Consider the following 18,741-nt stretch of genomic DNA (forward strand, 5'->3'; position numbering starts at 1 on the left):
GAATCACGAGCCCCTCGCCCGGGCTTCTGGAGGTTATTCCCTTGGCTGCTGCGAACACCGCATCCACCACCACCACCCCCAAGAGCGGACGCGGCGCATCCCGCCTCTCGTTCGCCAAGATCTCCGACAAGCTGACCGTTCCCGATCTGCTCGCCCTGCAGACCGAGTCGTTCGACTGGCTCGTCGGTAACGAGGCCTGGAAGGCGCGCGTCGCCGAGGCTCAGGCCGTCGGCCGTACCGACGTCCCCGAGATCAGCGGTCTGGAAGAGATCTTCGAGGAGATCTCCCCGATCGAGGACCTGAGCGAGACCATGCAGCTCTCGTTCACGAACCCCTATCTCGAGCCCGAGAAGTACTCGATCGAAGAGTGCAAGGAGCGCGGCAAGACGTACGCCGCCCCGCTCTACGTCGAGGCCGAGTTCATGAACCACCAGACCGGTGAGATCAAGACCCAGACGGTCTTCATGGGCGACTTCCCGCTCCAGACCGACAAGGGCACGTTCATCATCAACGGCACCGAGCGTGTCGTGGTCTCGCAGCTCGTGCGTTCGCCCGGTGTCTACTTCGACAAGACCCCCGACAAGACGTCCGACAAGGACATCGTGTCGGCCCGCGTCATCCCCTCGCGAGGTGCCTGGCTCGAGTTCGAGATCGACAAGCGCGACCAGGTCGGCGTGCGCATCGACCGCAAGCGCAAGCAGTCGGTCACCGTCTTCCTCAAGGCCCTCGGCCTGACCAGCGAAGACATCCTCGCCGAGTTCGCCGGCTTCGACTCGATCGAAGAGACGCTCTCGAAGGACACCATCCTCACGAAGGAAGATGCCCTCCGCGACATCTACCGCAAGCTGCGTCCGGGCGAGCAGGTCGCCGCCGAGGCCGCCCGCGCGCTGCTCGACAACTTCTACTTCAACTCGAAGCGCTACGACCTCGCCAAGGTGGGTCGCTACAAGATCAACCAGAAGCTCGGTCTCGACAAGCCGCTGAGCGACTCGGTGCTGACCGTCGACGACATCGTCGCCACGATCAAGTACATGGTGCGTCTGCACCGCGGCGACGCGTCGTTCGACGGCGTGCGCGGTGGCCAGTCCGCCGACATCCGCCTCGACACCGACGACATCGACAACTTCGGCAACCGCCGCATCCGCGCTGTCGGCGAGCTCATCCAGAACCAGGTCCGCACCGGTCTGTCCCGCATGGAGCGCGTCGTCCGCGAGCGCATGACCACGCAGGACATCGAGGCGATCACGCCGCAGACCCTGATCAACGTGCGCCCCGTCGTCGCCGCGATCAAGGAGTTCTTCGGAACCTCGCAGCTGTCGCAGTTCATGGACCAGAACAACCCGCTCGCGGGTCTGACCCACAAGCGTCGCCTGTCGGCGCTGGGCCCGGGTGGTCTGTCGCGTGAGCGTGCCGGCGTCGAGGTCCGTGACGTCCACCCCTCGCACTACGGCCGTATGTGCCCCATCGAGACGCCCGAAGGCCCGAACATCGGTCTGATCGGCTCGCTCGCCTCGTTCGCGCGCATCAACGCGTTCGGCTTCATCGAGACCCCGTACCGTCGCGTCGTCGACGGTCGCGTGACCGACCAGATCGACTACCTGACCGCCAGCGAAGAGAGCGACCACATCGTCGCTCAGGCCGGTGTCGCGCTGCAGGCCGACGGTCACTTCGTGGAGGACCGCATCCTGGCCCGCCGCGGTCAGGGTGGCGAGGTCGACCTGTTCCCGAACGACGAGATCGGCTACATGGACGTCTCGCCGCGCCAGATGGTGTCGGTGGCGACCTCGCTCATCCCGTTCCTCGAGCACGACGATGCCAACCGCGCCCTCATGGGTGCGAACATGCAGCGTCAGGCCGTGCCGCTCGTGCGCAGCGAGTCGCCCATCGTCGGAACCGGTATGGAGGGCTTCGCCGCCATCGACGCCGGTGATGTCGTCACCGCCGACAAGGCCGGCGTGGTGCTCGAGGTCTCGGCCGACGTCGTGACCGTCCAGCTCGACGAGGGTGGCACGCAGGACTACTTCCTCCGCAAGTTCGACCGCTCCAACCAGGGCACGTCGTACAACCAGCGCGTGGTCGTCTCGGCCGGCGAGCGCGTCGAGGCCGGCGAGGTCATCGCCGACGGTCCCGCGACCGAGAACGGCGAGCTCGCCCTCGGCAAGAACCTCCTCGTGGCGTTCATGACCTGGGAAGGCCACAACTTCGAGGACGCGATCATCCTCAGCCAGGACCTCGTGAAGGACGACACGCTGTCGTCGATCCACATCGAGGAGTACGAGGTCGACGCGCGCGACACCAAGCTCGGCAAAGAGGAGATCACCCGTGACCTCCCCAACGTCAGCCCCGACCTGCTGAAGGACCTCGACGACCGCGGCATCATCCGCATCGGTGCCGAGGTCCGCCCCGGCGACATCCTGGTCGGCAAGGTCACGCCCAAGGGCGAGACCGAGCTCTCGGCCGAGGAGCGTCTGCTCCGCGCGATCTTCAACGAGAAGAGCCGCGAAGTCCGTGACACCTCGCTGAAGGTGCCCCACGGCGAGCAGGGCACGATCATCGCCGTCAAGGAGTTCAACGCCGAAGACGGTGACGACGAGCTCGGCTCGGGCGTCAACCGCCGCGTCGTGGTCTACATCGCCCAGAAGCGCAAGATCACCGAGGGCGACAAGCTCGCCGGCCGCCACGGCAACAAGGGTGTCATCGCCAAGATCCTCCCGATCGAGGACATGCCCTTCCTGTCCGACGGCACGCCGGTCGACATCATCCTGAACCCGCTCGGCATCCCGGGTCGAATGAACTTCGGCCAGGTGCTCGAGCTGCACCTCGGATGGATCGCCCAGCAGGGCTGGAAGGTCGAGGGCACGCCCGAGTGGGCGGCGAAGCTGCCCGAGGCTGCCCGCGAGGCCGCCCCCGGCACGAAGGTCGCCACCCCGGTGTTCGACGGTGCGTTCGAGGCCGAGATCGCGGGTCTGCTCGATTCGACGATCACGAACCGCGACGGCGACCGTCTGGTCGACTCCACCGGAAAGACGCTGCTGTTCGACGGCCGCTCCGGAGAGCCGTTCCCGGCGCCCATCTCGGTCGGCTATATGTACATCCTGAAGCTGCACCACCTCGTCGACGACAAGATCCACGCGCGTTCGACGGGCCCGTACTCGATGATCACCCAGCAGCCGCTCGGTGGTAAGGCGCAGTTCGGTGGCCAGCGCTTCGGTGAGATGGAAGTGTGGGCGCTCGAGGCCTACGGTGCCGCGTACGCGCTGCAGGAGCTCCTGACGATCAAGTCCGACGACATCCTCGGCCGCGTGAAGGTGTACGAGGCCATCGTAAAGGGCGAGAACATCCAGGAGCCCGGCATCCCCGAGTCGTTCAAGGTGCTCATGAAAGAGATGCAGTCGCTCTGCCTGAACGTCGAGGTCCTCTCGGCCGACGGCACGGTTGTGAACCTCCGTGACACCGACGACGACGCCTTCCGCGCTGCGGAAGAGCTCGGCATCAACATCTCCAGCCGCTTCGAGTCCTCGTCGATCGACGAGATCTGAGCTCCTAGCTCAGCGACCCAGCTCAGATTTCAGAGAATTCCGACACAGGAGAACCAGTGCTCGAATCAACCACTTTCGATCAGATCCGTATCGGTCTGGCCACCGCCGACGACATCCGTCGTTGGTCCTTCGGTGAGGTCAAGAAGCCCGAGACGATCAACTACCGCACGCTGAAGCCCGAGAAGGACGGCCTCTTCGGCGAGCAGATCTTCGGGCCCTCCCGCGACTGGGAGTGCGCCTGCGGCAAGTACAAGCGCGTGCGCTTCAAGGGCATCGTCTGCGAGCGCTGCGGCGTGGAGGTCACCAAGAGCTCCGTCCGTCGCGAGCGCATGGGCCACATCGAGCTCGCCGCGCCCGTCACGCACATCTGGTACTTCAAGGGCGTCCCCTCGCGCTTGGGCTACCTGCTCGACATGGCGCCGAAGGACCTCGAGAAGGTCATCTACTTCGCCGCCTACATGGTGATCTCGGTCGACGAAGATGCTCGTCACCGCGACCTCGCCATGCAGGAGAACAACATCCGCCTCGAGCTGAAGACGCTCGGCGACCGCCGCGATGCCCGCATCGCCGCCCGCCTGGCCAAGCTCGAAGAGGAACTCGCCGCCCTCGAGGCGGAAGGCGCCAAGGCCGACCAGAAGAAGAAGGTCAAGGACGCCGCCGAGAAAGAGATGACGGCCACCCGCAAGGGTGCCGACGAGCAGATCGCCAAGCTGGAGCGCGTGTGGGAGGACTTCCGCACGCTCGAGGTCGGTGCCCTGAAGCCCGAGGACGACGTCTTCCACGAGCTGCAGGACCGCTTCGGCCAGTACTTCGAGGCCCACATGGGCGCGGAGTCGATCAAGCGTCGCCTCGAGATCTTCGACCTGGCCGCCGAGAGCGAGAACCTGCACCTGCAGATCTCCGAGGGCAAGGGCCAGCGCAAGATCCGCGCGATCAAGCGACTCAAGGTCGTCAACTCGTTCCTGCAGACCGGCATGTCGCCGGCCTCCATGGTGCTCGACGTCGTTCCGGTGATCCCGCCGGAGCTGCGTCCCATGGTGCAGCTCGACGGTGGCCGCTTCGCGACCTCCGACCTCAACGACCTCTACCGTCGTGTGATCAACCGCAACAACCGCCTCCGTCGCCTGATCGATCTCGGTGCCCCCGAGATCATCGTCAACAACGAGAAGCGCATGCTGCAGGAGGCCGTCGACGCCCTGTTCGACAACGGCCGCCGTGGTCGCCCCGTCACCGGTACCGGCAACCGCGCCCTGAAGTCCCTGAGCGACATGCTCAAGGGAAAGCAGGGTCGCTTCCGCCAGAACCTGCTGGGCAAGCGCGTCGACTACTCGGGCCGTTCGGTCATCATCGTCGGACCCCAGCTCAAGCTCCACCAGTGCGGTCTGCCCAAGCAGATGGCTCTCGAGCTGTTCAAGCCCTTCGTGATCAAGCGCCTGATCGACCTGGGTCACTCCCAGAACATCAAGGCCGCCAAGCGTGCGGTCGAGCGCTTCCGTCCCGAGGTCTGGGACGTGCTCGAAGAGATCATCCGCGAGCGCCCCGTGCTGCTGAACCGTGCACCCACCCTGCACCGTCTCGGCATCCAGGCGTTCGAGCCCCAGCTCGTCGAGGGCAAGGCCATCCAGCTCCACCCGCTCGTGTGCGCGGCGTTCAACGCCGACTTCGACGGTGACCAGATGGCTGTGCACTTGCCCCTGTCGGTCGAGGCTCAGGCCGAGGCTCGCGTGCTGATGCTCGCGTCGAACAACATCCTGAAGCCGTCGGACGGCCGTCCGGTCACCCTGCCCTCGCAGGACATGATCATCGGTCTGCACCACCTCACCACCCTCAAGGAGGGTGCGTCGGGCGAAGGCCGTGCGTTCGGTTCGGTGGGCGAAGCGATCCTGGCCAAGGACGAGGGCACCCTCGACCTGCAGGCCAAGGCGCGCATCCGCATCCCGGGTCTGACGTTCCTCGAGGGCCAGGCGCCCGAGGGCTACGAGAAGCACGGTCTCGTCGACGCCTCGCTCGGTCAGGCGATCTTCAACGACACGCTCCCCAAGGGCTACCCGTTCGTTCGCGAGCAGGCCGACAAGGGCAAGCTGTCGCAGATCGTCAACAAGCTGGCCGAGGAGTACCCCAAGGTCGAGGTCGCGGCATCGCTCGACCGCATCAAGGACGCCGGCTTCTACTGGGCCACGCGCTCCGGTGTGACGGTGGCCCTGAGCGACATCCTCACGCCCCCCAACAAGGGCGAGATCGTCGCGGGCTACGAGAAGCAGGCCGCGAAGGTCCAGGCGCAGTACGAGAAGGGTCTCACCACCGACGCCGAGCGTCGTCAGGAGCTCATCAAGATCTGGACCGAGGCCACCGACGAGGTCCAGAAGGCGATGCGGGACAACTTCCCCGCCGACAACACCATCAACCGCATGGTCTCGTCGGGCGCCCGTGGTAACTGGCTGCAGATCCGCAACATCGCGGGTATGCGCGGCCTGGTGAACAACCCCAAGGGTGAGATCATCCCGCGTCCGATCATCTCGTCGTACCGTGAGGGTCTCTCGGTCGCCGAGTACTTCATCGCGACGCACGGTGCTCGTAAGGGCCTGGCCGACACGGCTCTGCGTACCGCCGACTCGGGTTACCTGACCCGTCGTCTGGTGGACGTCTCGCAGGACGTCATCATCCGCGAGGAAGACTGCGGCACGTCGAAGGGCCTCGAGCTCCCGATCGCCGCGGCCGACTCGAGCGGTGCGCTGGTCATGGATGCCAACGTCGAGAACTCCGTGTTCGCCCGCACGCTGGCGACCGAGGTCGTCGACGCGCAGGGCACGGTTCTGGCCGAGGCCGGCGACGACGTGGGCGACGTGCTCATCGACAAGCTGGTCGCCGGTGGCATCGAGTCGATCAAGGTCCGCTCGGTCCTGACGTGCGACTCCGCCGTCGGTGTGTGCGCGAAGTGCTACGGCCGTTCGCTCGCGACCGGCAAGATCGTCGACATCGGCGAGGCCGTCGGCATCATCGCGGCCCAGTCGATCGGTGAGCCCGGTACCCAGCTGACGATGCGTACCTTCCACACCGGTGGTTCCGCGTCGGCCGACGACATCACGCAGGGTCTGCCCCGTGTGCAGGAGCTCTTCGAGGCTCGTACCCCCAAGGGTGCGTCGCCGATCGCCGAGGCCGACGGCCGCATCACGATCGACGAGACCGACAAGGCCAAGAAGGTCATCCTCACGCCCGACAACGGCGACGAGCCGGTGGTCTACCCCGTCCTGAAGCGCGCGACGCTCCTGGTCGAAGACGGCCAGCACGTCTCGGTGGGTGAGCCCCTCCAGGTCGGAACGCTCGACCCCAAGGAGGTCATGCGCGTGCAGGGTGCCCGCGAGGTGCAGAAGTACCTCGTGAACGGCGTCCAGGGCGTGTACCGCTCGCAGGGTGTGCCGATCCACGACAAGCACATCGAGGTCATCGTCCGTCAGATGCTCCGCAAGGTCACCGTCGTCGACCACGCCGACACCGACCTGCTCCCGGGTGAGCTCGTCGACTTCAAGCGGTACCAGAACATCAACCGCGCGGCGGTCGGCGAGGGCAAGCGTCCCGCGTCGGGTCGTCCCGAGCTGATGGGTATCACGAAGGCGTCGCTCGCGACGGAGTCGTGGCTGTCGGCCGCGTCGTTCCAGGAGACCACCCGCGTCCTGACGCAGGCGGCCATGGAGGGCAAGAGCGACCCGCTCGTCGGCCTCAAGGAGAACGTCATCATCGGAAAGCTCATCCCCGCCGGAACCGGACTTGCGAAGTACCGCAACGTCACGGTCGAGGCGACGGAAGAGGCCAAGAGCGAGCGGTACCCCAACCGCATCTTCGCCTCGGACGGCGCGTACAGCGACGCCGACCTGAGCTACGTCGATTTCGACAGCTTCTCGTCGGACGACTTCACGCCCGGTACGTACAACTGAATCGACGGATGCCGCACCTCGGTGCGGCATCCTGATTCCCCCGAAGGCCCCCGGTTCACGCCGGGGGCCTTCGTCGTGTCGGCGAGGATGGCGTGCGCGACCGGATCATGTCCGTGCACGGCGGCCGTCGCGACCGCGCCCCGTTCCGTCGATGTGAGAGCGCACGCGGGTCGGGCGCGCTCCCACGGCGTGTCGAGGACCGCGTCGGCGGGGGGAGTGCGCCTACCGTGGTCGAGGAGGAACGAATGGCTCGAATCGGGGGGCGGAGCCTCTGGCTCGCATGGCCGGCCGGACTGCTGTCGGCGGCCGCGGTCGCCGCGCTCTTCGTGCTCGCGGCCCCCGGGGTCCCCGCGCTCGTCACGTTCGTCGGTGACACCCTCCGCGCCGCCACTTCGTCCTCGCCCGCCGCCGCTCCCGAGCCGGTCGGGCCCGCGGAAGATTGTCGGCATCTGTACTCGCAGCCCCTCTGGTCGTCGCTGGTCTGGTCGCCCGAGGCCCTGCTGTCCCAGCGGCGCACGCCGGCGCTGTCGACGCCCGAGGCCGTGGCGGCGGCGTCTCCGACCGTCGTGGTGACGTGCCACTGGCGGGGCGAGAGTGGACGCTTCGTCGAGACGACCGTGTCGACCGTCACGCCCGAGGCGGCGACGGCCGTGCCCGCCGTCTTGACGGCACAGGGCTTCGACTGCGAGACCGCCGAGGTCGCGACGCACTGCGAGCGGCAGGTGGGGGACCTCGTCGAGGTGCACGACCTGCGCGCGGACCGCTGGGTCTCATCGACCCTCTCGGGGTGGATGCCGATCGACTACGCCGCGATCGTGGCATCCCACGCCTTCGGCGAGTAGTACTCCTCCGCGCGCGAAGGGGGCGCTCAGGCGGACGGTGAGGGGGATGCCGTGGGCGACGGGGTCGCCGCGGGGAAGATCGAGGCGATGACGCTCGCCGTGTAGCCCGTGGGGGCGAGGTTCGAGTACTGGGTGTCGATGAGCACGCCGTCGCGCCAGAAGAGGGTGCGGCCGTCGTTGACGGGGTAGGTGTCGTTGATCCAGGTCTTCTCGCAGCGCGTGCCGTCGTCGGGCGTGTAGCAACTGAAGCCCTGCGTGGCCACGAGGTCGTTCAACATGTCGAGGGCGGGTCCGCGGTCCATCGCCGAGATGCGGGTGACGAGTCCCGTGGTGTCGGCGGCGGGGTCGCGCCAGATGCACACGAGGGTGCCGTCGTCGAGCGTGCCCGAGGGGCCGGCCGCCGGATCGTTCAGCGGCGTGGATCCGAGCTGGGCCAGCACGTCGGCCGACAGCAGGGCGCGGCAGTCGGTGGGAAGGGTCACGGGTTTCGCGGACGGGGTGATCGTGGGGATCGGTGTCGGGCTCGCGCTCGTCGCCGCGGCGCTGGGGCTCGCGGGCGCGGCGTCGCCGCCGGTCTCGGGGGCGCACGCGCTGAGTGCCAGCGCGGCGACGCCGATCACCGCGACGGTGGCGACCTGGAGGAACGGGCGACGGGGCATGGGAACACCCTAAGCGCCGCCGCAGACACGGTCGAGACGCGGATCGCACGGCACGCCTGCGCGCTCGGGCGCGGTGCCCGGGATAGCCTTGCGCCGCAAGCACCGCGTGAGGAGACACCGATGAGCGACCACCAGTCGTACGGCAACCCCGTCGACGAGCCCAAGGATGAGCCGCGCGACGTCGTCGGGCAGGCCCACGAAGGCCTCGCCGATGCCGAAGCCGCCCGTCGTGACGCGGTCGACCCGGCGGTCGCCGAGGCCGCCTGGGACGAGCGCGAGGCGCACGAGCGCGACGCCACCTCCCTCAGCCAGCACGCCCCGGTCGAGCACCAGGACGCCGGCGACTCGTCGGCGCGGGGCGAACACCCCGCCCCGGTGGTGCACGACGCGTCTCCGGTCGAGCCGGTGACCGCGTCGGCATCCGCCGGTTCGTCCTCCAGCGACCTCGACGACGAAGACGCCCGCTGGGCCGCCTACGCCGCGTCGGCCGAGCCGGAGCCCACCACGACCTCGCGCACGTCCGACACGACGCCCACCACCGAGGCGCCCCGGTACGACGATGACCGCACGACGGCGTATCCCGCCGCCGCGGGGGTCACCGCCGCCGGCGCCGCCACGGCGGCGACCACCCCCGTCGCGTCCTCCGTCGCCGACGAGCCCACCCGCGTCGTCGGGGGCCCTCAGCCCATCTTCGTGCAGGCACCCGAGGCGCCTCGCCCGCGCGGCAACCGCGGCGCGGCCGGCGCGATCGGCCTGCTCGCCGCCCTCGTCTTCGCCGTGCTGTACCTGGCGGCCACGCTCGGTCTGCGTCTGCTGGCCGGTGACGTGCAGGTCGCCGACCTCGGCCAGGCCGCGCTGTCGACGCTGGCCACCTGGGGCCTGTGGGTGCCGACCGTCGCGTTCTACTTCGGTTTCTGGTTCCTCGGCGCGCTCATCAACCGCGGACGCTGGGGGCACTGGGTCGTCTGGGGCCTCGTCGTGGGCGTCATCGCGTGGCTCGGGCACCTGCTCGGCGTGCTGCTGGCCGCCCCGTTCTGGATGGTCACCGCGCGCGAGTCGGCCGAACTTCTCCGCGACAACGCGCTGGCACCGTTGGCCATCGTCGCCTTCGTGCTCGGCCGTGAGCTGACGATCTGGTTCGGTGCGTGGGTCGCCGCGCGCGGTCGCCGCGTCACCGAGATCAACGCCGAGGCGCAGCGCGAGTACGAGCGCACGCTCGAAGCGGGTCCCCAGCTCGCGGGCTGACGGATGCCATGACGAACGAACCGCGACCGGCCGGGGTGACCCCGCCGGTCGCGGTCGTTTTCGCGTCGGTGACGTTCATCGCGTTGTCGATCGGCGGGCTCGGTGTCATGAGCCTCGTGCTCGACGCCGACGTCATCCCCGTGCGCGGGCTCGGCGCGATCCCCGGCGTGATCGGGCAGCTGCTGGCGCTGCTGGCGTTCGCCGGCGTGCTGTGGTGGGGCCTGCGCGCCGACCCGCCGGGGTACCTGACGGCGGTGCCCTGTGCGGTCGGTGCCTACGTCGGCGAGGTGCTCGGGATCGTCGTCGGCGCGGTCGTCGGGGGTGCCGACCCCGCCCGCGGCCTCGCCGCCGCCGGCAGCGTCGCCCTCGGCTTCCCGGGTGCGGTCGTCGCGGGTGCGGGCCTGCTGGCGGGCCTGTTCGGGGTGCTGCTCGTCCGCTCGCGGTCGAACGGCCCGCGGTGGCGCTGGGAAGACGACGACGAGACGCGCTGAGACGTCGACGACCGGGGCGGGCCTGTCGTGCCGCCGGGTGATGCCGACGCGCCCGGTCGCGGCATCCTGACTTCTCCGGGCGTGTCGCACTAGCGTAGGGGCCGTGGAGCGGTCGCTCGAAAGCCAGGTCGGTCAGGCGGTGGATGCCTGGCTGCGTTGGCTGCCCCGGTGGGAGCCCGCCCATCACCGCGGCCGGGTCGCCCCGTGCCGTCGCTGTTTCGGTTCGCCCGTGCTCTCGGCGGCCGGCCTCGGGTCCGACGTGCCCCACGGGGTGCAGCACGGCCTGTCGACGCGGGTGAAGGCCATCGTCGATCACGCGGTCGCCGACTACACCGCTCGAAACCTCCCCATGCTGCAGAACGAGCTCGATCAGCAGGCCGATCGCAACCGGCGGCGGTCGTACCGGCCGGCCGAGGGGCTCGAGCCGGAGTTCGAGGGGATGCCGCTCGACCCCGACCCCGAGCCGGGTTCGCCGTTCCTGTTCACGTTGACGGGCTTGGCCGCCGAGGAGGAGGCGTCGCTTCCGGTCCTGCCCCCGCTGTCGGATGCCGCGAAGGCGGCGCTGCGGCAAGAGGTGGGCCTCGCCGACGACTACGCCAACATGATCGGTCGCGAGGTGTGCACGGTGTTGCTGCATCATCGGCTGCGCATCCAGGCGGCGGTCGCCGAGTACGTGGAACCGCAGATCGCCGCGATGCTCGACGACCTGACGCGTTCGCTCGACGCCCCGTTCGATCCGCGCGAACCGGGCCCCTCGGCATCCTGAATCGCAGGGCTCGGGAAACCACCCCCGAGCCGGTCGGAGCGCTCGCCTCCGCCCTGTGGGGGAGGGGTGGTGGGGACAAGCTGCGGGGCACACAAAGGCGCTTTTGTTAGCATGCTCCAGTTGTCCGCCCGCTGAGTCGCGGGCGCGTCGTCCGGGAGGGGGCTCGATGCCGCAGCGGCTTCCGTCGTCGCCGCCCATCCTGCCCGGGCTGGCCTACATCCGCCCGCTCGGCTCGGGCGGCTTCGCCGACGTCTTCCTCTACGGGCAGGACATGCCCCGCCGCGACGTCGCGGTCAAGGTCCTGCCCAGCGATGCGCGCGACGCCGACCTGCTGCGCATGTTCAACGCCGAAGCCGACGTGCTCGCGCACCTGTCGGCGCACCCGTCGATCGTGACCGTCTACCAGGCGGGCATCTCCGCCGACGGGCGGCCCTACATCGTCATGGAGTTCTGCCCGGGGTCGCTGGCGCAGCGCTACCGCGTCGAACGCATGCCCGTGGCCGAGGTGCTCTCGATCGGCGTGCGCATGGCGGGCGCCCTCGAGTCGGCGCACCACGCCGGGCTCATCCACCGCGACGTCAAGCCCAGCAACATCCTCGTCACCACGTTCGGTGCCCCGGTGCTCGCCGACTTCGGCATCTCGTCGTCGCTCGCGCCGCACGGTGCCGACGAGATGCTGGCGATGTCGGTGCCGTGGAGCGCTCCCGAGGTGGTCGCGGAGCAGACCGCCGGAACCGTCGCGAGCGAGGTGTGGAGCCTCGGGGCCACCGTGTACTCGCTGCTGGCGGGGCACAGCCCCTTCGAGCGCCGCGAGCGCGGGCAGAACTCGCGCGAGCAGCTGCGCCGCCGCATCGCCCGGGCGACGTACACCGACATCTCGCGCACCGACGTCCCGCCCTCGCTGCAGGCGGTGCTGGCGACGGCGATGTCGCGCAACCCCGGTGATCGCCAACCCAGTGCCCGCGCGTTCGGCGAGGCCCTGCAGCGGGTGCAGTCCGAGCTCGGATCGCCGGCCACTCCGCTCGAGGTGCCAGCGGCCGAGTGGACGCCCGGTGCGCGCACGGTCGACTTCGCCGACGCCACCCAGCGCGGGCCGGTGCGCTCGCGCCTCGAGCGCGAGGGATCCCGCAAGGTCCGCGGCGCGTCGGGCATGGCGGGTCTCGCGCGCGACGAGGACACCGACATCGCCTCTCCCTCCTCGCCGACGTACCGGGTGCTGCCCTGGGTGCTGGCCGGCGCCACGCTCGTGACCGCGGGCGCCGTCGCCGTGGCCGCGCTCTACGCCACGGGGGTGCTGTGATGAAGCGTCGCACCCTCGTCGGTCTGGGCTCGAGCCTCGCGGCCGTCGCCCTCGTGGTGACCGCCAGCATCGTCTGGCCCGGTCTCGACGCCCAGCAGACGCCCGAGGTCGACACGTCGGTGTGGGCGCTGCAGACGGGCGAGGGGCAGCGGTACGCCCGCGTGAACACGACGGTGGGCGAGCTCGACACCGTCCGCACCGCGGGCAACCCCAGCCAGGTGGCCCAGAGCGGCGACGGGGCGTACCTCTTCACCGACAGCTTCAGCAAGCTCACCCGCATCGATGAGGCCCAGCCGATCGATCTGCAGCGGGAGCAGCTCGAGTCCGCGCCCGACACCCCGGCCGGCACGACGTCGGTGGTGACGGCGGGCGACTACGCCGTGTACCGCACCGACACCGGCACGCTGTTCGCGGGTCGGCTGAGTCGGGCCGGTCAGAGCACGACCGAACTCGATCCCTTCGGAACGGCCGGCGACGAGGGCGCCCAGTCCTACACCGCGGATGCCATCGCGCTCGACGCGAGGGGAATGCTCTTCGCGTACTCCTCGGCGGACGCCTCGGTCATCCGATACGACCTCGAGGCCGACGAGGTCCGAGCCCGCGACGCGCTCGACGTCGACGTGGCGGCCCCCGTGCTGTCGGCGGCGGGAGACGCCTGGGTGCTCGTCGACCCCGACGCCGGACGCGTCTGGGTCCGAGGGGCGGACCCCGTCGACATCGACACGGGCGAGCAGACGGTCGTCGGTGAGGCCGACGCCGATGCGCGGTCGGTGTACATCGCCGACGAACAGTCGCTGTGGAGCGTTCCCGCCGACGGATCGGAACCCCGTCGCGAGGTGGGCGGCGGGGGCGCCGTGCTCGGTCAGCCCGCGCGACCGCTCACCCACCAGGGCGTCGCGTACGCGGCATGGCTGCTGCCCGGAGACGCGCGCGGCACGCTGTGGCGCTCCGACCAGGGCGAGACCGACCTCGACTACGGCGGGGCGACCATGCCCGACCAACGGCGACCGGTCTTCGTCGCGACCGACCACGCCGTGATTCTTAACGAGACGCGATCGGGGTGGGTGTGGACGGTGCCCGACGGCGCCCTCGTGGCCTCCAGCCAGAACTGGTCGCTCGACGACCGCACCGAGCAGGCGGCCGTCCAGAGCGAGGAACAGCTCAGCGTCGTGCTCGACCCGAAGCCGCCCGTCGCCGAACCCGACTCCTTCGGCGTGCGCGCCGGGCGTCTCGTCACGCTTCCGGTGCTGCTGAACGACCACGACCCGAACGAAGACGTGCTGAGCATCGTGGCCGAGAGCGTCACCGGTCTCGACCCCGGCTTCGGCTCCCTCACCGTCACCGACGCCGGGCAGCGCCTGGCCGTGCGGGTGACGCCCGGGGCGACCGGGACGGCGACGTTCTCGTACGCCGTGACCGACGGCACCACGGCCGATGGGCTCACCTCGCCCCCCACCACCGTGACCCTCTCCGTCTCGCCCGCCGACACGAACTCCGCCCCCGTCTGGTGCGGCGTCGAGACGTGTCTGCAGCAGTGGCCGACCCCCGAGGTCGCGCGCGGGGGCACCATCACCGTCCCGGTGCTGCCCGGGTGGGTCGACCCCGACGGAGACCCGCTGCTGCTGCTGTCGGTCGACAACCCGGGCGGCGTCGGCACGGTCGCCGCGACCCCCGCCGGCGACGTCGTCTACCAGCACGCCGACGACGGCTCCGGCGGCGAGCAGAACGTCCAGCTCGACGTCACCGTGGCCGATACCGCGGGAGCGACCACGACGAAGCCGCTCATCATCCGGGTGGCGCCCGACCCCACCCTGTCCGTGCAGTCGTTCACCCGGCTCGACACCGCCGGCTCGTCGCTGACCGTCGACGTCGGGCCCCACGTGACGGGAACGGCCGGTGGCGTCACCCTGACCTCGGTGCGCGTGCTCGACGAGGCCACCGCCAACGCCACCGTCGTGGGCGGCAGCACCACGTTCGATTTCTCGGCGTCGCAGCCGGGGGTGTACCGCGTCGACTTCACCGTCAACGGCGGAGGACGCGACGCCGACGGCACCGCGCGCATCACGCTGCTCCCGGGCGATGCCCCCGCGCAGCTGTCGACCTCGCCGGTCGTGGCGTTCGTGCGACCGCAAGAAGATGCCACGCTCGACGTGTTCTCGGCCGTGTCCAACCCCACCGGCCGAGTCCTGCTGCTCAGCGACGTGCAGCCGGCCGCCGAAGACGGCGCGTCGTTGACGGTGGACACCGTCGGGCAGAACGATCTGCGCGTCTCGGGCAGCACGGCCGACGGCAGCGCCGGTCTGCTCGGAACGGTGGGGTACACCGTCAGCGACGGCACCGACGACGAGGGATCCCGGGTGACCGGTGAGGCCACCGTGTACCTCCTTCCGCCCGCCCCCGAGATCGCGCCCATCGCGGTCGACGACACCGTGACGGTGCGCGCGGGCGCGCAGATCGACATCCCCGTGCTCGACAACGACATCTCGCCCGCCGGGGGGCGACCCACCCTCGACCCGTCGAGCGTGCAGGCTCAGCCGGCCAGCGACGCCCTGGCCTTCGCGTCGGCAGGGGTGCTGCGCTACCTCGCTCCCACCGCGCCGGGGTCGTACGAGGTGACCTACCGCGTCTTCACGACCGGCACCCCGGCGCTCTGGGACGAGGCGACGGTGCGCATCACGGTGCTCGGCGGCGAGGCCAACCGCGCCCCGCTGCCCGACACGCTCGAGGGCCGCGTCCTCAGCGGCGGGACGACCACGGTGGAGTTCCACGGCTTCGGCGTCGACCCCGACGGCGACGCCGTCACCCTCGATCGCATCGTGAGCCAGCCCGACCGGGGTACGGCATCCGTGACGCCGGACGGTTCCTCGATCGTCTACTCGTCGGTGCCGGGCGACCGGGGGCAGATCACGTTCCGCTACCGGGTCTCCGACACCGCCGGCGCGACCGGTGAGGGCACGGTGCGCATCGGAGTCCTCGACGCCGAGGCCAACCCGAGTCCCATCACCTTCACCGACTACGTGCAGGTGCAGGCGGGGGCCGACAGCGAGATCCGCGTCAGTCCCCTGGCCAACGACATCGACCCCACGCAGGGCCGCCTCACGCTCACCGGGGTGCGCCCCGATCTGCCGCAGACCCTGGTCGACGGCAGCGACAACCCGGAGTACGCGCGCCTGAACGGTTTCGTGCGGACACTGACCGACACGGGCGTGGTCCTGCGCGCCGGTGAGTCGCCCGGCACGATGTCGTTCCTCTACGACGTCGAGTCGGACTCGGGCAACACCGGGCGCGGGCTCATCGTGGTGAAGGTCGTGCGCGAGAGCGTGCCCGACTACCCGGTCGTCGCCGACACCGTGCTGACCGTCGAGAACCGCGACGACTTCACCTCGGGCGTCGACGTGCTCGCGGGCAAGGCGACCTGGTCGGCGGGCGACGTCGGGTCGCTCGACGTGGCGCTGTGGGGACAGCCCGCCGACCTCCGCGTCGACGGGCGGCAGATCTCGGGCGAACTGCCCGCCACCCGCCGCGTCATCCCCTTCGCCGTCTCGGGGCGTTCGGGTGACACCGACGTCACCACGTACGCCTTCCTGCGCGTGCCGGGCGACGACGACCTGAGCCTGTCGTTGCGCCCGGGAACGGCCCAGCGGGTCGACGAGCTCGCCTCGGTCGAGTTCGACATGGCCTCGCTGGTCGCCCTCCCTCGCCGCGCGACCCTCGAGGTCGGCCCCGACGTCACGACCACCGGCGTCCGCGCCGAGGGTCGCTGCAGCGTGACCGGATCCGTGGTGCGCTACGACGCGGGTACCGGTTCCCCCTGGACCGACGCGTGCCAGGTGCCCGTGCGGGTCGCCGGCACGCAGGACTGGACCGTGCTCTCGGTGCCGATCGGTGTGATCGCCCGCGATCCGCAGCCCGAGCTGCGGCCGGGCGCGCTCAGCGTCGGACCGGGCGAGACGGCGACCTTCGATCTGCGCAACATGACGTCGTGGCAGCTGGGACGTGAGGACTGGGGCGCGATCCGCTACGCGCTGGAGTACTCGGGCTCGGCCTTCCAGGTCGCGCTCGACGGGTCGACGGTCACCGTGACCGGCACCGACCGCGCCGTGCCGGGGACCGACAACGCCGCCATCATCTCGGTCACCAGCCACAACGCCGTCGCCCCGGCCCGACTCGTGCTGCGCGTGGGCGCGGCCCCCTCGACCCTGCCGCAGGGCGGCACGACGTCGTCGCAGTGCTCGCAGGCCTCGGGGTCGAGCTGCAGCATCGGCGTCATCGGCATCACGGGTGAGGTCAACCCGCTGCCGCGCACTCCGCTCGAGGTCGTAGGCGTGCGCCCGACGGCCTCGTGCACCGGGGTGAACTTCTCGGTGGCGTCGTCGTCCAGCATCGTCGCCTCGTGGGCGGCCGATGCTCCCGGTGCGACCTGCGGCGCCAGCGTCACCCTGCGCGACGCCCAGGGGCGCACCACCGCCGCCACCCGCGACGCGCGGGTCGTACTCGACCTGCTGGGCTATCCCCGTGGCCCCGCGAGCGTGCGGCAGACCGCGTACTCCGACGGCTCGGTGACCCTGCGCATCGACCCGGGCGAGGCCCGTCGCGCCTACCCGTCACTGGCCGGCTACACGGTGCGGTGGCGCGGCGAGGTCGTCGCGCAGTGCGGCCCCGACGGCGCCTGTCCGACCATCGGCGCCCCCAACGGCGAGCAGCGCGAATACGTCGTCAACGCCGTGAACAGCGTGGGGGAGTCCACTGCGTCGGTGCGCACGACCGCGTGGGCCTACGACACCCCCAACCGCCCGGCCGGGGCGAGCTTCGTGCCCGTGCAGACCGGGGGCGACGGCAAGGTCGCCGACCTGACCATCACCGGCATCGAATCGGCCGAGACCGGCACGCTCGAGGTCAAGAGCGCCTCGGGTGAGACGAAGAAGGTCGACGTCGGCCGCAATCAAGACAGCGTCACGCTGCGGGGCTTCGCCGTCGGCAGCAACACCGGTACCGAGGTGGCGGTCACGCCCATCTCCCGCTTCACGGTGCCCCCCGGGCTCGGCGGGTCGCAGACGGGGCAGGCGCTGGTGTTCACGGCCCACGGGGTGGGAAAGCCTACGCAGTTGAAGCTGACACCCACGTCGGCGCAGACCGGAGGCGGAAAGGTCACGATCAGCGCCGAGGGCTCCGCGTTGACCAACGGCGACGACTCGACCCTGCGCTACGGCTTCGCCCTCGATGGCGCCTGCCGGGTCGACGGCGAGAAGAAGCGCGCCGAGTTCCCCGGCAAGGACGACGGCAAGACGTACACGGTGCGGCTGTGCGTCGACTCGGTCTACGACGGGCGTGTCTACGGGTCGGAGACCATCGAGCAGTCGGTCGACGCCACGCAAGACCTCTCCGCGCCGCGCGGCTACACTTTCCGGATCGGAGCGAGCCCCGACGTGGAGGGCGACGAGGCCCATTGGCGGATCAGCGGCATCCAGGAGGGCAACGATCCCCCGCGCAACAACGACGTCGTGTACGACCCCGCGGACGGGACGAGTTCCGTCTTCGGTAGCGACCCGAACATCGGCGTCTACTTCCAGCACAACGTCTGGCAGACGCGCTCCGAGCGCGGCTCGGTGACCGCGGCCCCCGGCAGCGCGCCCTACCAGGTGCAGGCCCGCGCCTCCATCGACTCCTGCGTCGCCGGGAGCCAGCTGAAAGCAAAGTGGGACACCAGCAACGACATCGGCAACGGAACCCCGTCGTACGCCGGGGCGACCTACCGCGACAAGAACGGCAACAAACTCGGCACCGGGGACCATCCCCGCACCGTCCCACCCGGCGCGATCAGCGTGACGGGCGTGACCGTCAAGATCGACTGGTCGTCGCGCGACTGGGGGCTCGAATCCGCCACTCTCAAGGTCAACGGCTCCTGCGATCCCGGCAAGCCCGCCGAGCCCTCCCAGCCTCCCAAAGACACCCCGCCCGACTGACGCC

General features: G+C 70.1%; 9 protein-coding genes. 8 read left to right on the forward strand and 1 reads right to left on the reverse strand.

Translation table 11 applies throughout. The features are described 5' to 3' along the window. Positions 1–41: 41 nt before the first annotated feature. The 3 genes from rpoB (at position 42) to IFU19_RS08070 (ending at position 8,313) form a co-directional block, all read left to right on the forward strand. Positions 42–3,539 (forward strand): DNA-directed RNA polymerase subunit beta, encoded by a 3,498-nt coding sequence (rpoB, locus tag IFU19_RS08060; RefSeq protein WP_192013410.1) that lies wholly within the window; start codon positions 42–44, stop codon positions 3,537–3,539. 56 nt (positions 3,540–3,595) lie between these two features. Continuing rightward, the gene (rpoC, locus tag IFU19_RS08065) at positions 3,596–7,471 is read left to right on the forward strand and encodes a DNA-directed RNA polymerase subunit beta' (RefSeq protein ID WP_055833560.1); all 3,876 of its coding nucleotides are present in this window, start codon (positions 3,596–3,598) and stop codon (positions 7,469–7,471) included. Positions 7,472–7,716: 245 nt separating this feature from the next. Next, on the forward strand, positions 7,717–8,313 hold the full coding sequence (locus IFU19_RS08070; protein ID WP_192013411.1) for a hypothetical protein: 597 nt from the start codon (positions 7,717–7,719) through the stop codon (positions 8,311–8,313). A 26-nt stretch (positions 8,314–8,339) separates the two neighbouring features. Here IFU19_RS08070 and IFU19_RS08075 read toward each other — a convergent pair whose 3' ends face one another. After that, the gene (locus IFU19_RS08075; protein ID WP_191926961.1) at positions 8,340–8,972 is read right to left on the reverse strand and encodes a hypothetical protein; all 633 of its coding nucleotides are present in this window, start codon (positions 8,970–8,972) and stop codon (positions 8,340–8,342) included. Positions 8,973–9,092: 120 nt separating this feature from the next. Between IFU19_RS08075 and IFU19_RS16600 the strand changes: the two genes are divergently transcribed. The 5 genes from IFU19_RS16600 to IFU19_RS08100 all read left to right on the forward strand — a co-directional run bounded on the left by IFU19_RS16600 (position 9,093) and on the right by IFU19_RS08100 (position 18,737). After that, positions 9,093–10,217 (forward strand): ABC transporter, encoded by a 1,125-nt coding sequence (locus IFU19_RS16600; protein ID WP_249405397.1) that lies wholly within the window; start codon positions 9,093–9,095, stop codon positions 10,215–10,217. 8 nt (positions 10,218–10,225) lie between these two features. Beyond that, positions 10,226–10,708, forward strand: a complete 483-nt coding sequence (locus tag IFU19_RS08085) for a hypothetical protein (RefSeq protein ID WP_192013412.1) — start codon at positions 10,226–10,228, stop codon at positions 10,706–10,708. A 103-nt stretch (positions 10,709–10,811) separates the two neighbouring features. Continuing rightward, positions 10,812–11,474: a hypothetical protein gene (locus tag IFU19_RS08090; RefSeq protein WP_055833574.1), complete on the forward strand. Its 663-nt coding sequence runs from the start codon at positions 10,812–10,814 to the stop codon at positions 11,472–11,474. Between the two features lie 166 nt (positions 11,475–11,640). After that, on the forward strand, positions 11,641–12,774 hold the full coding sequence (locus IFU19_RS08095) for a serine/threonine-protein kinase (RefSeq protein ID WP_055833577.1): 1,134 nt from the start codon (positions 11,641–11,643) through the stop codon (positions 12,772–12,774). After that, complete coding sequence (locus tag IFU19_RS08100) at positions 12,774–18,737, forward strand: Ig-like domain-containing protein (protein ID WP_192013413.1); 5,964 nt, start codon at positions 12,774–12,776, stop codon at positions 18,735–18,737. Before IFU19_RS08095 ends, IFU19_RS08100 begins: the two co-directional genes overlap by 1 nt. Positions 18,738–18,741 lie beyond the last annotated feature (4 nt).

This window comes from Microbacterium sp. CFBP 8794, from assembly GCF_014841235.1.
GTDB lineage: Bacteria > Actinomycetota > Actinomycetes > Actinomycetales > Microbacteriaceae > Microbacterium.

Coding starts and splice junctions, on each gene's coding strand:
- IFU19_RS08075 (WP_191926961.1), bottom strand. CDS start 8,972: ATGCCCCGTCGCCCGTTCCTCCAGGTCGCCACCGTCGCGGTGATCGGC.
- IFU19_RS08070 (WP_192013411.1), top strand. CDS start 7,717: ATGGCTCGAATCGGGGGGCGGAGCCTCTGGCTCGCATGGCCGGCCGGA.
- IFU19_RS08095 (WP_055833577.1), top strand. CDS start 11,641: ATGCCGCAGCGGCTTCCGTCGTCGCCGCCCATCCTGCCCGGGCTGGCC.
- IFU19_RS08100 (WP_192013413.1), top strand. CDS start 12,774: ATGAAGCGTCGCACCCTCGTCGGTCTGGGCTCGAGCCTCGCGGCCGTC.
- IFU19_RS08085 (WP_192013412.1), top strand. CDS start 10,226: ATGACGAACGAACCGCGACCGGCCGGGGTGACCCCGCCGGTCGCGGTC.
- IFU19_RS16600 (WP_249405397.1), top strand. CDS start 9,093: ATGAGCGACCACCAGTCGTACGGCAACCCCGTCGACGAGCCCAAGGAT.